This window comes from Microcystis sp. LE19-195.1E (assembly GCF_027532095.1).
GTDB lineage: Bacteria > Cyanobacteriota > Cyanobacteriia > Cyanobacteriales > Microcystaceae > Microcystis > Microcystis aeruginosa.
Window position 1 is genome coordinate 1 of the sequence record NZ_JAPZSZ010000258.1, and the last position, 12,488, is coordinate 12,488.

16 protein-coding genes are annotated in these 12,488 nt (G+C 45.1%); 11 read left to right on the top strand and 5 right to left on the bottom strand.

What is annotated here, in order from left to right:
* The first annotated feature begins 230 nt into the window (after nucleotides 1–230).
* From O9300_RS14470 to O9300_RS14495, 6 genes are all read left to right on the top strand, one after another.
* Entirely contained in the window at nucleotides 231–446 is a 216-nt protein-coding gene (locus O9300_RS14470; RefSeq protein ID WP_002746864.1) for a hypothetical protein, read from the top strand.
* Nucleotides 434–871, top strand: a complete 438-nt coding sequence (locus tag O9300_RS14475; RefSeq protein WP_287972341.1) for a type II toxin-antitoxin system VapC family toxin — start codon at nucleotides 434–436, stop codon at nucleotides 869–871. The genes O9300_RS14470 and O9300_RS14475 overlap by 13 nt, the downstream gene beginning before the upstream one ends.
* Nucleotides 872–1,201: 330 nt before the next feature.
* Complete coding sequence (locus O9300_RS14480) at nucleotides 1,202–1,816, top strand: DUF1349 domain-containing protein (protein WP_287972343.1); 615 nt, start codon at nucleotides 1,202–1,204, stop codon at nucleotides 1,814–1,816.
* 159 nt (nucleotides 1,817–1,975) lie between these two features.
* Complete coding sequence (locus tag O9300_RS14485) at nucleotides 1,976–2,944, top strand: endonuclease/exonuclease/phosphatase family protein (protein ID WP_287659113.1); 969 nt, start codon at nucleotides 1,976–1,978, stop codon at nucleotides 2,942–2,944.
* A gap of 39 nt (nucleotides 2,945–2,983) precedes the next feature.
* Nucleotides 2,984–3,208, top strand: coding sequence for a DUF433 domain-containing protein (locus O9300_RS14490; RefSeq protein ID WP_002765154.1), 225 nt, complete (start codon nucleotides 2,984–2,986; stop codon nucleotides 3,206–3,208).
* A gap of 137 nt (nucleotides 3,209–3,345) precedes the next feature.
* Nucleotides 3,346–3,546, top strand: coding sequence for a DUF5615 family PIN-like protein (locus O9300_RS14495; protein ID WP_353851558.1), 201 nt, complete (start codon nucleotides 3,346–3,348; stop codon nucleotides 3,544–3,546).
* A gap of 48 nt (nucleotides 3,547–3,594) precedes the next feature.
* Here O9300_RS14495 and O9300_RS14500 read toward each other — a convergent pair whose 3' ends face one another.
* The 3 genes from O9300_RS14500 to dusB form a co-directional block, all read right to left on the bottom strand.
* Complete coding sequence (locus O9300_RS14500; RefSeq protein WP_147068733.1) at nucleotides 3,595–3,897, bottom strand: element excision factor XisI family protein; 303 nt, start codon at nucleotides 3,895–3,897, stop codon at nucleotides 3,595–3,597.
* Nucleotides 3,882–4,301 (bottom strand): XisH family protein, encoded by a 420-nt coding sequence (locus tag O9300_RS14505; RefSeq protein WP_287972346.1) that lies wholly within the window; start codon nucleotides 4,299–4,301, stop codon nucleotides 3,882–3,884. The genes O9300_RS14500 and O9300_RS14505 overlap by 16 nt, the downstream gene beginning before the upstream one ends.
* A 531-nt stretch (nucleotides 4,302–4,832) precedes the next feature.
* The gene (gene dusB, locus O9300_RS14510; protein ID WP_287972347.1) at nucleotides 4,833–5,840 is read right to left on the bottom strand and encodes a tRNA dihydrouridine synthase DusB; all 1,008 of its coding nucleotides are present in this window, start codon (nucleotides 5,838–5,840) and stop codon (nucleotides 4,833–4,835) included.
* A 199-nt stretch (nucleotides 5,841–6,039) separates the two neighbouring features.
* On the opposite strand from dusB, the gene O9300_RS14515 reads away from it, so the two are divergent.
* Genes O9300_RS14515 through O9300_RS14525 form a run of 3 tightly spaced genes read left to right on the top strand, consistent with a single transcriptional unit; the run spans nucleotide 6,040 to nucleotide 9,021 of the window.
* Complete coding sequence (locus O9300_RS14515; protein ID WP_287972348.1) at nucleotides 6,040–7,614, top strand: glucose-6-phosphate isomerase; 1,575 nt, start codon at nucleotides 6,040–6,042, stop codon at nucleotides 7,612–7,614.
* 28 nt (nucleotides 7,615–7,642) lie between these two features.
* Nucleotides 7,643–7,807, top strand: coding sequence for a hypothetical protein (locus O9300_RS14520; RefSeq protein WP_287972349.1), 165 nt, complete (start codon nucleotides 7,643–7,645; stop codon nucleotides 7,805–7,807).
* 2 nt (nucleotides 7,808–7,809) lie between these two features.
* Complete coding sequence (locus O9300_RS14525) at nucleotides 7,810–9,021, top strand: ABC transporter permease (RefSeq protein WP_147073173.1); 1,212 nt, start codon at nucleotides 7,810–7,812, stop codon at nucleotides 9,019–9,021.
* An 8-nt stretch (nucleotides 9,022–9,029) separates the two neighbouring features.
* Here the strand turns inward: O9300_RS14525 and hisD are convergent, their stop codons facing one another.
* Both hisD and O9300_RS14535 read right to left on the bottom strand, forming a co-directional pair.
* On the bottom strand, nucleotides 9,030–10,286 hold the full coding sequence (hisD, locus tag O9300_RS14530) for a histidinol dehydrogenase (RefSeq protein ID WP_287972350.1): 1,257 nt from the start codon (nucleotides 10,284–10,286) through the stop codon (nucleotides 9,030–9,032).
* A 70-nt stretch (nucleotides 10,287–10,356) separates the two neighbouring features.
* Nucleotides 10,357–10,503 carry a hypothetical protein gene (locus O9300_RS14535; RefSeq protein WP_287972351.1) on the bottom strand — a complete coding sequence of 49 codons (147 nt, stop codon included), beginning with the start codon at nucleotides 10,501–10,503 and terminating at the stop codon, nucleotides 10,357–10,359.
* Between the two features lie 90 nt (nucleotides 10,504–10,593).
* Between O9300_RS14535 and accC the strand changes: the two genes are divergently transcribed.
* Together accC and O9300_RS14545 are read left to right on the top strand one after the other, a co-directional pair.
* A complete protein-coding gene (gene accC, locus O9300_RS14540; protein WP_287972353.1) occupies nucleotides 10,594–11,940 on the top strand; it encodes an acetyl-CoA carboxylase biotin carboxylase subunit in 1,347 nt (448 codons plus the stop codon).
* Between the two features lie 43 nt (nucleotides 11,941–11,983).
* Nucleotides 11,984–12,488 (top strand): Uma2 family endonuclease (locus tag O9300_RS14545; RefSeq protein WP_287972355.1); only part of this gene is annotated, 505 nt, incomplete at its 3' end.

A 12,488-nucleotide genomic window follows, 5' to 3' on the forward strand; every position in this document is an offset into this window, starting at 1 on the left:
CGAACAACTAAAAAAATACGTCGAGAACCAAAACTCCCCAAAAGTGGAAACGCTACTGCGTTAGTTTCATTCTGGTGGCGATTCATCTCCCGTTAACCGCTACGCGGTTTAACGGGAGTCCTCTCGCGACCTTGAGATAGACAAATATGGAGGCATTCTACCTTACTTTTTGGAGCCGTGATCTGTGGGCAATATGACATGATTAATGGAAGAAACAGGGAGTAAAGAGCATGACTACCTATCAAGATGTTCGCCGGCAAGTTGAGAATCTCACCCCAGACGAGCAACTTCGCTTGTTAAAAGAGTTAGCTGTAATGGTACGTCGCCCTATGCTTGTTAAGCCCAAGCATAGCATTATGGAACTAGAAGGACTAGGAAAAGAAATCTGGAATGGACTTGATGCTCAAGAGTACGTTAATCAGGAACGTGCCTCATGGAATGGCTGATGCAACTGCAAGGTCAAGTTGTGGGGTTGGATACCGCACCACTCATTTACCTGATCGAGCAAAATCAGGCATATTTAGGGCTTGTGCGTGCCTTTTTTGGGGCGCTAAGTCGAGGCGAGTTTCAAGTTGTTACCTCTACGTTGACGCTGACGGAAGTTTTGGTGCATCCATTACGCTCAGGTAATGTAGAACTTGCCTGCCAGTATCGTGATATTCTTCTTGATCAAGAAAACTTAATTACTGTACCTATTTCCCTTGAGATTGCCGAAGTTGCCGCCCAGTTAAGAGCAAGACAAAACTTGCGAACTCCAGACGCAATCCAGATTGCCACTGCTATGGGAGAAGGTGCTATGTTTTTCTTGACCAATGATGCCCGTTTAGCTGCTGTCCCAGATTTAAAAGTTTTGGTTTTGGATGCTCTGTAACAGTACGCCAATCTGGTAGGGTGCGTTCCTTAAACATTGATTTAAGCAAATGATAATAAGCTAAAAACATCTATGCACAGCGACGGACGGGAGTGCGAGTGCCGTCGAATAATTGTAAATTTTTGTTACGAAGTGCAGTCAGATTGAAGAATTAGTGATAGGGTCGCTGAAAAGTTCTTTGTATCTCAGCTGATTGTCAGTAATCCACAAAACGGGGTGATATGCCGAAAGTTTCCCCATATCCTTACTCTGGTTATTCGGAAAGTTTCTGTATAATCAATGGTTAGCTGGCCTCGTAATATCACGATGTATCTGATTAGGAGCGATATTATGCGACTTAGTGAAAATTTTTTACAGCCAGCATTGTCAGATGATTTTTACTGGCTCAACGAGCCGACGCATTATCGTTTGGGTAATGGCTTGGAAATTTCTACAGATGAAAAAACTGATTTTTGGCAAAACACGCACTATGGTTTTCAAAGAGATGATGGGCATTGCTTATTGATGCGACAAGTTGGGGATTTTTCCCTAATGACCCAAGTAGAATTTCAGCCTCGGGAAAAATATGATCAATGTGGCCTAATGGTGCGGATTGACAGTCAGAATTGGATAAAAGTTTCCACGGAATATGAAAGCGAACAAGCTAGTCGGCTTGGTTCTGTGGTGACCAATTTGGGATATTCTGATTGGGCAACGCAAGACATTTCTTCAGAATACCGCGAAATGTGGTATCGCATCAGTAAACGGGGGAGCGATTTTCTGCTAGAGAATTCTTATGATGGGCAGGCTTGGCTGCAAATGCGGATCACACACTTACACAAGATAGCCGACGATTGCCAAATCGGAGTGTATGCCTGCAGCCCGATAGGCAAAGCGTTTCGCTGTTGTTTCAAAACCTTGGAAATCTCAGACAATCAGTGGCTGGCAATACCGGAAGCCAGCTAACAACCGTATGCACCCGACTGGCACTTATGCGCCTTAACGCCTGGCTTGTTGTGGTTCACGGCTTGTCTCAAGATCTGAGTTGCCGATTCTTTGTACATCCTATAAACTGGTTGGAGAACTTAAAGATTCACCTAATAAATCCGTCTAATAATAGATGTTATGCTGACCAGTATTTTGCTGTGGTTGATCGCACTTAGCCTGTTGCTAATCAGCTTCACCCCTGGAGAATGGTACAAGCTGTGGCTCTTTGAGATTTTGGGGGCAGGCTATCTTTGGTTTGCGGCCTTGACTTTGATATTGCTGTTGGCTCTGTTTTTACCCAGGTTCCGCCCTTCCCGCCGGAAATTGATGATCACCTTAGCTGTAGGGCTGGGGTTTTATGTCAGCACAATTGCTACCTGGTATGTTCCGAGGTTCCGAGATGCTAGAACTGGTGGTCTCCCATTGACTGTAATGACCTACAACGTCAACTACCAACTATGGGAGACCAGTGCCGTGACTAACCTGGTTCGGGCAAATCCCGTAGATATATTCGGGTTAGTTGAACCCCTCAAGGAGCAAGCCGCAGAGCTACTAGACAAGGTGCAGGATCTTTATCCTTACTATTACCGCGCAACGGGAGGCGGACTGAGTTTATTTAGCCGCTATCCCATTACAGAGGCAACGACTGATAACTTGGGAACCCGCCACCATAGCCTATTCGCAAGCGTTAATGTGACAGGACACCCCATTCGGGTTGTTGTTGCCCATCCCCTTGCCCCTATATCCATACCTAACTTTATCAATCGTAACCAGGCGATGGTAGCCCTGGCAGCCTATGCAGCACAGCAGTCAATCACCACCGTGATGATGGGTGACTTTAACCTCACCTCCTGGTCGATTTATTTTCGCAACTTTATCATTAACTCAGGATTACGCAGTGTCAATCTAGGGCATGGACTAAATCCAACCTGGTTTTACGCTGACGGAGCGCGATCGCTATCCCATCTCGATCATTGGAAACAAGCTCTAAAAATTCCCATTGACCACATTTTCGTCAGTCAAAATGTCAGGGTTGATCAGGTCATCACACTGCCTTCAGGTGTATCTGATCATCGTCCAGTGATTGCAAAACTACGAGTGACGTAGCTTGTTTTAGCCCCTCATAACAGAGGTAACAAAACCTTAATGGAAAGTCGCATCCAGATTCATCCAGATATTTGTAATGGAAGACCTGTTATAGCTGGAACCCGAATTCCGGTGCAAACAGTTATGGAATTTTTGGGAGCAGGGGATTCTATTGAAGAAGTCCTTGAAGAATATCCTTCTCTGAATCGAGAAGATATTTATGCCTGTATGCAATTTGCAGCAAGATTGATGGCGAATCACTATGAAGTCAGAAAAATTGCATGAATGGTTTTTTCTTCGATGAAAATTTACCAGCTAAAATCCTGTTCACTCCATCTTTACCGATCATTCATGTTTCGGTTTTAGGTAGAAGTCCAAGGGATACGTAAATTTGGCAATATGCAAAGGATAAAAAACTGGTTATTGTTACGAAAGATGCAGACTTTTCTGATAGAATAATGCTAGATTTTTCCCCACCCAAAGTAGTACATCTCCGTTTTGGCAATATACGAAAACGCGAATTTCATCAGTTTTTAGCTCGTATTTGGCCACAGATTGAAGCTTTGGTCATTGAACATAAATTAGTTAATGTCTATTTAGATCGAATTGAAGCATTGAGATAATTTTTCCTAACATTCAGTGCGATATCGCTAAGGTGGGTAATGCCTGCCTTACTCTAGGGAAAGTCCAGTAATAATATCTTCTGGGGGAATCCCAGCTTTAATTAAATTGGTTGTTAATCCTTCTTCAAGATTATCATCTTCAATGACAATTTTATTTTTCAATAAACGAGCGTGAAATAAAATTGTATTAATCCATGCTTCTTTTTCCCAACCAGTCATAATTATTAAAAAGTTGCCTGATTCTGGATCACAAACTGGGGTAATTTTAAGGTTTTGTAATCGAGGTTGCATCGCCGATTCTTTTCTGATAACTTGAGTCAGAATATCGGCATAATTTACTGTGTTATCCATTCGACAATTATCTCCTTTTGAGGATTATAAATAACTAAATTGATTCTGTTACGTTTAATAACCAGTTGGAAAATAGCTTTTTTGAAGTGTTTTAAATAAACCGCTTCACTAATGCCCCAAAAAAGTTTTCTTTCAGGTTCTTGTGAATCTAAAGCCCATTGGTATAATTGAAGTTGTCCTATTGTTTTTTCTAATTCACTGATAACTGAAGGCGTATCAAAGTCTTTGATTTCTACAGCAATTTTACGATCTTCTTTTTCCGCAGCAAAAAACTTTTCTGCTCCTAAATCAGCTTTAAGCAAGGTTTTTTCTAAGGTTATAATTAAAGGATCATCAGTGATTTTCCAACCTTCTTTTTCTAAAGTATGACGTAATGATAAATGTAGATCGTCTCGTCTGGACATCCTTATAAACCCTGCTTAAGAGGTTCGTTTACTATTTTACTACAGTTCGCCCTAATTCGGATTTATTATGACCGAAAAAGCGGTAAGGTGGGCAATGGCCACCCTACTATTTCTATTTTCGCTTGGTCAGGCTAGAGACTAACCCTAATCCTCCTAATCCTAACAAGGCAACAACAGAACTCAGTGCAGATCTGGTAGGGTGCGTTCCCTCATGCAAGTCTTACGTCTGCAGCGATCAATTTTGGGGAACGCACCATGCTCATTGATTAAAGTAAATGATAATAATCTAAAAACGTCTAGGCACAGCGACGGACGGGAGTGCGATCGGATGTAGACAAATATGGGGGTATTTTACCTTCTCAGCGTTGGGGTTATTGGCTCTCGACCTGATATTATCGATAGTCAGGAGCAGGCAAGCAAATTGCGCCATGAAGCTGAAACCCGTGAGCGGGCTTAGGTAGTAAATGTACCTTGTCGATGATGCTGACGAACCAGCAAAAGGTTCGTAAGAACCTACAGCTTGTAGCACCGTTATCTGTAAATATTCTCGTTTTCAAGGTTTAATTGGGCAATAGCTCTATCAATTAAATCACAGCCCTCTCCCAGGGATTCGATGCGCGAAAACCGATCGCGCCAAACCGCCGCACCAGTAAAATCCTGACAATACCAAGCCAGATGTTTCCGCGCTTGCCAAATACCGCGTTGTCCCTTGTATAGCCATAGCCCCTGTAAATGCTCTTTAGCTAGGCTTAACAGGTCAATAGAGGTGGGTTTCGACAACTTTTTGCCTGTTTTGAGGTAATAATCGATTTCCCCCACCAAATAGGGATAACCGAGGGTTCCCCGCGAACACATCACCCCATCGGCCTGGGTAAATTCCAAACAATTAATCGCCGCTTCCACAGAAACAATATCACCATTAGCAATGACAGGAATTGATAAAACCTCCTTCACCCGTTTAATCCATTGCCAATCGGCTGGCCCATGATAACCCTGTTCCCTAGTGCGTGCGTGCAGGGTCAACATTTGCGCTCCCGCATCTTCCAAACGACGAGCAAAATCGATAATATTAATCTCCTGAGCGTTCCATCCCAAGCGAGTTTTCACCGTTACCGGCACCGATACCGCTCTCACCACTTCCCTAACAATTTGCTCGGCAATTTCTGGCTGTCGTAAAAGTGAAGAACCGCCGCCTTTTTTAGTAATTTTATTAACTGGACAACCCATATTAATATCGATGGTCATCGCTCCTTCTTTAACCGCTTTTTCCGCCGCCACAGCCATAAAATCGGGACGGCAATCAAATAATTGCATACTGATTGGTTGTTCTTTGTCCCCGATAACCATCAATTGCGGTAACTCTTGCAGCTGGGAGATTTCTGTCGCATTAACCATCTCCGTATAGAGCATCGAATCAGGAGCAAAGCGTCTCACCAAGCGCCGAAAAACTAAATCCGTGACACCGGATAAAGGTGATTGCAAGACCCGGCTATGCACTTCTAAGTTACCGATTTTGAGAGGGGATGAGTAGATAGCCATAGGAAAGGTTAAAAAATCAACAGCCAACACCAGCAAACCGAACAATTAGGGGATAGTTCCGTCACTGTTAGCATTTTGCCAACCCCTAATATATGCTTAACCGTCAACTTCTAGTCTAAAACTACCTGTATGATGATTGGAGAGGATAGAATGCTATCTCTCCTAAACGAGTAATTAAACAAAAATTTCGCTTTTTTTTATGGATAATCTGCAACTCTGGCAACGTTACCAAGATTGGTTATACTATCACCCTAACCTAGAACTTTATCTCGATGTCAGTCGGATTCCCTTCGATGAGGCTTTTCTCAAAGGTCTAGAAGCAAAATTTGAGCGCGCTTTCCAAGATATGGCAGCTTTAGAACAGGGTGCGATCGCCAATCCCGACGAACAGCGTATGGTCGGCCACTACTGGCTGCGCGCTCCTGAACTCGCTCCTAACCAGGAATTGCGGGCCGAAATCACCGAACCCATAGCACAGATCAAAGAATTTGTCAAGAAAATTCACTCCGGAGCGATTAAGCCACCCAATCGGGCAAAATTCACCCATATTCTCTGTTTAGGCATCGGGGGGTCTGCTTTGGGTCCCCAATTCGTCGGTTCGGCTCTAGCGCCCGATTTTCCCCCCTTAGAGATTGCTTTTATTGATAATACCGACCCTAAAGGCATCGATCGCACCCTAGCCCATTTACCCTTAGCTACCACCCTCGTTATCGTCACCAGTAAATCTGGCGGCACTCCCGAAGCGAGAAACGGAATGTTAGAGGTCCGCAACGCTTACGAAAAACAAGATTTAGACTTTCCGCAACACGCGGTCGCCGTCACTATGCCGGGTAGCCAACTGGACAAATACGCCCAAGATTGGCTAACTCGTTTCCCCATGCAGGATTGGGTCGGTGGTCGTACATCAGAACTATCCGCCGTCGGTCTTCTCCCGGCCGCTTTGCAGGGTATCGACATCGATGAAATGTTAGCCGGGGCCAAAGAAATGGACATCGCCACCCGCGTCCATAACCTGAAAAAAAATCCTAGCGCTCTACTGGCTCTAGCTTGGTATCATGAGGGCAAGGGCAAGGGAGAGAAAGATATGGTGATTCTGCCCTACAAAGACAGTCTCTATCTCTTTAGCCGCTATCTGCAACAATTGGTCATGGAGTCCCTCGGTAAAGAAAAAGACCTCGATGGTAATAAGGTGTACCAAGGGATCGCCGTCTATGGTAACAAAGGTTCCACGGACCAACACGCCTACGTCCAACAATTACGCGAAGGTGTTCCCAATTTTTTCGCTACTTTTATTGAAGTGTTAAAAGACCGGCAAGGAGATTCGATAGAAGTGGAAACCGGCTCCACTGCTGGCGATTTCCTCTCAGGATTACTGCAAGGTACTCGACAAGCTTTATACGAAAATAGTCGTCACTCTATCACTATCACTATCCCAGAGGTCACTCCCCGTCAGGTAGGGGCCTTGATCGCCCTCTACGAACGGGCCGTTAGTTTCTATGCTAGTTTAGTTAACATTAACGCCTACCATCAACCCGGGGTAGAAGCAGGGAAAAAAGCCGCCGCTTCTATTCTGGATTTACAAAGAAAAATCGTGCAAGTTGTTCGGGAAACGGGAACTTCTCTTGACCTAGCCACTCTAGCGGCCAAAATCGGCGCTAGTGACCAAGTTGAAGCTATCTATAAAATTGTCCGTCATCTCAACGCTAATCGGCGCAGTTTAACTATTACCGGCGATTTAAGCAAACCGGAAACGCTCCAAATCTCTGCACGCTAATCAGGAGCCTGGAGTCAGGAGTCAGCTGTTGAGGGTTGGGGTTTTGGGGTTTTGGGGTTTTAGTTCAATTTCCCCACTTCCCACTTCCCCACTTCCCCACTTCCCCATCTCCCCAATTCCCCATCTCCCCAATTCCCCACTTCCCCACTTCCCCACTTCCCCACTTCCCCACTTCCCCACTGAATATAACTAACCATGGAAATGCTAGAAAACCTGAAAATGGCTTTTTCCGCTTTGATGGGCAATAAACTGCGTAGTGGTCTGACCATGCTAGGAATTGCTATCGGTAACGCTTCCGTCATTGCCCTAGTGGGAGTGGGTGAAGGAGCGCAAAAAGTCGCCCTCGAGCAGTTTGAAGCTCTCGGACCGAATGTTTTATTTGTTTCCACCTCCTCGCGCAATGTCCGGCGGACAATTCCTAATCCCCGGCCTCTCACCTACGAAGATGCTCAAGCGATCGCATCTCAAGTTCCCGCCATTGCCGCCATTTCTCCCGAATTGAGCGGTAAAAGAATTTTATCCTTCGGTAATAGAACCAGTAATAGCCCCCTAATCGGGGTGGGAGCCGAGTACCTAAACGTGCGTAACCGTCAACTATCTAAAGGTAGATTTATTATGGAATCTGACCTGAAACGGGATAATCGGGTGATTGTCTTGGGATCGGAATTAGCCAAAAATCTCTTTGGTAATCGCAATCCCGTCGGCGAAAATCTTCGCATCGGCAATCTTAGTTTTCAAGTCATTGGAGTTTTACAGGCGAAAGGCTCCTTATTTGAGGCTAATCAGGACGATCGAGCTTTAATTCCCCTAACTACCATGTCTAATCAGGTTCAAGGCCGCAGAGCTATCTATGGCATTCCCCTGACTCATATTTCTGTCTTGGCCAAAAACTCTGCCCAAATTAAAGCCGCTCAGTTTCAGATTAGCAACCTGCTGCAAATGCGTCATCAGGTCAGCGACGAGAATTATGTGCAGGTTTTCCCCCAAACCGCAGTCCTAGAAATGACCAAAGAGACTAACGAGAGTTTAACTAGAATGTTAGCCTCGATCGCCAGTATTTCCCTTTTTGTCGGGGGAATCGGCGTAATGAATATTATGCTCGTGTCAGTCACGGAAAGAACCCAAGAAATCGGGTTAAGAAAGGCTTTAGGAGCGAAAGAAGGGGATATAAAAGGTCAATTTCTCATTGAATCGGTGATTTTAGCCACCACTGGCGGAATTATCGGGATTTTTGTCGGCATTCAAGGAATGTATCTAGCGGGAATTTTTGCCGCTTTAACCACCAGTGTCTCAATCCCTGCGATAATTCTCGCTTTAGGAGTTTCTAGTGCCATCGGTCTAATTTTCGGTGTTGTTCCCGCTCATCGTGCCGCTAAATTAGACCCAATAGTTGCTTTGAGAAGATGATAGTTTCTCTAGGTCTTATCCTGACCTCGGGATTCTATACCCGCGTCCGTTGTCGTAAATCCCTCCGCTTGCGCTAATATTTGCAGATTGTGGGCTATGGAGGCGAAAGAATCGGCAGGATATTCGATTAAAGTGGCGGAATCGAGAAAAGTTTCCACTCCCACGGGACAACCCAAATAATCAGCCACCGCTTTTGGAGTAGTGGAACCGAGGAGAATAGTTCCCGATTGTCTCACAGAAGATAGCTTTTCCCAAGGCTCATCGATCATCAAAGATAAATGGGTGGGAGCAAAAAGATTCGATAATTCGATCGCTTTCTCCAATGATTCCACCACCACGATTAAACCATAATGAGCGATCGCTTTTTCCGTTAACAATCTCTGGGGATGTACCTGTAACTGTTTTTGCACTTCTTCCTGTACTATTAGGGCCAAAGCCTTATCCGTCGTCAATAAAATCGCTGCCGCCAGGGAATACTGTTCCGCTTGCGCTAATAGATCTAGGGCCAACTGCCTAGGATTGGCTTGACTATGGGCAATAATAACCAAATCAGAAGTAATAGAGAGATAATCGATTTTTACATGGTCAGAAACCAGTTTTTTAGCCAAATTAGTATAAAAATCACCTATTCCGGCAATCATCTCCACGGGAGCGATCGTTTTTGTGCCGTAGGCTAAAGCGGCGATCGCCTGTGGTCCAGCCACCCGATAAATCTCACTAATACCCACCGATTGGGCTGCCACTAAAATCGCCGGATGGATGCGTAAATCCTCATCGGCAGGAGATACCATGACAATCCGTTTAACCCCCGCTATTTTGGCAGGAATCGCCTGTTGGAGCAATAAACTGAGATAGGCCCGTTTCCCATCGGGAACGACAATTCCCACGCTGTTAACCGGTTGATAACGTTTCCCCCGAACCGTACCATCCTCAAGAAACTGGACCCAAGCTTTGGGAAGACGCTGACGATGAAAAGCCTCCATTTTTTCACAGGCAACGGCGATCGCATTTAATAAATCCTGCGACACCTGTTGATAAGCAGCATCGAGTTCCGAGCCACTCACCTTTAGTTGTTGTAGATTAAGGGACTGTTGGTAGAATTTTTCCGTATAATCCACCAACGAGCGATCGCCTGAAAGTCGCACCTGCTCGACAATCTCTCGGACAAGCGATTCTTTTTCCCGAATTTCCGGATCGTCGAACCGTTCCCGAATTCGTCTCAGTTCCGTTCTGGCTGACCATGGCTCTGTGATAATTCGCAACATCGAGCTATTATCCTCTAGGGGCGAAACGAGATTAAAAAGTTTTCACTCCTCACACTCTAGCTTATCGCTTTCAATCTTGACCGGGGAGGGAGACAAAGTCGGTTAATTTAGCCGTCAGGAGATAGGAGTCAGGAGTCAGGAGATAGGAGATTATTTTATTTATTCTCCCCACACCCCACACCCCACACCCCACTTCCCCACTTCCCCACTTCCTCACTTCCTCACTTCCTCATTTCCCCAAGGTAACAAAACCAGATATTCTACTAAATAGTCGCCTATCACACCAGCCTGATCTCGTGGTCGTCCAATGCAGTTTGCCAAGATATTAATCGCCAATCGCGGGGAAATCGCCTTAAGAATCCTTCATAGTTGCGAAGAATTGGGCATTAGAACCGTTGCCGTCCACTCTACCATCGATCGCCATGCCCTTCACGTTCAACTGGCCGATGAGAGTGTTTGTATTGGTCCGCCCCCAAGTAGCAAAAGTTACCTAAATATCCCTAATATCATCTCGGCTGCCCTAACACGCAACGCCACGGCTATCCATCCCGGTTACGGTTTTTTGGCAGAAAACGCCCGCTTTGCCGAAATTTGTGCCGATCATCAGTTAACTTTTATCGGTCCGTCTCCCAGTGCTATTCTGGCTATGGGGGATAAATCTACCGCTAAAAAAACCATGCAAAAAGCGGGAGTTCCCACTATCCCCGGCAGTGGTGGTTTAATTACCTCAGAAGCGGAAGCAAAACGTATCGCTGATGACATCGGTTATCCTGTCCTGATCAAAGCCACCGCTGGCGGTGGAGGGCGTGGGATGCGTCTTGTCAAGAGTGCAGATGAACTAGGTAATATGTTAAAAGCCGCCCAAGGGGAAGCAGAAGCGGCTTTTGGCAATTCAGGAGTATATCTAGAAAAATTTATCGAATGTCCCCGACATATCGAGTTTCAGATTTTGGCCGATAGTCACGGTAACGTGATCCATTTAGGAGAAAGAGACTGTTCGATTCAGCGACGACACCAAAAACTGCTAGAAGAGGCACCCAGCCCCTTCTTAACCCCCCATTTACGCTCAAAAATGGGTAGTGCCGCCGTTAAAGCCGCTAAATCGATTAATTACGTCGGGGTGGGAACTGTGGAATTTTTAGTCGATAAACAGGGCAATTTTTACTTCATGGAAATGAACACCCGTATTCAGGTGGAACACCCCGTCACGGAGATGATCACGGGGATAGACCTGATCCGAGAACAAATTCTGGTGGCACAGGGCGAAAAACTGCAAATTAAGCAAGATCAGGTGATATTTAGAGGGCATTCGATCGAGTGTCGCATTAATGCCGAGGATCCCGATCACAATTTTCGCCCTCACCCCGGCAAAATTAGCGGTTATCTGCCCCCTGGCGGTCCTGGTGTCCGCATGGATTCCCACGTTTACACCGATTACGAAATCCCCCCCTATTACGATTCCCTAATTGGGAAATTAATTGTCTGGGGAGAAAATCGCGAAACTGCGATTAAACGCATGAAACGCGCCCTGCGGGAATGTGCGATCACGGGAGTACCGACGACTATTGATTTCCATCGTAAAATATTGGAAACTCCCGCCTTTTTAGCCGGAGATGTTTACACTAATTTCATCCAAGAACATCTCTTGCCCTAGCGCGTTACCATGAATTTTAGACGAGAGTAGGTTGGGGATAATAATGACAGTAGAAGTTAAATTTAACTCGTTTCAACTCAGCGATGAACAGTTCTTTCAACTTTGTCAGGATAACCGAGATTTGCGCTTGGAACGCAACCCAAAAGGAGATTTAATTATTATGCCACCGACTGGAGGAGAAACCAGTAATTCTAACGCTGGAATCACTGCCCAATTATGGTTATGGAATAACCTACATAAATTAGGTGTAGTTTTTGATTCTTCTGGAGGATTTAAACTACCTAATGGGGCCGATCGCTCTCCCGATGCTGCTTGGATACCTTTAGATAAATGGCAAGCTTTAACCCCACAACAAAAGGAAAGATTTTTACCTCTATCTCCCGATTTTGTCATTGAATTAATGTCTGCTAGTGACAACATAGAAACCGCTAGGAAAAAAATGCAGGAATATTTAGATAATGGGACTCGTTTAGGTTGGTTAATCAATAGAAAAACTAGAGAAGTGGAAATTTATCGTCAAGGACAGGCAGTAGAAATTTTAACTAATC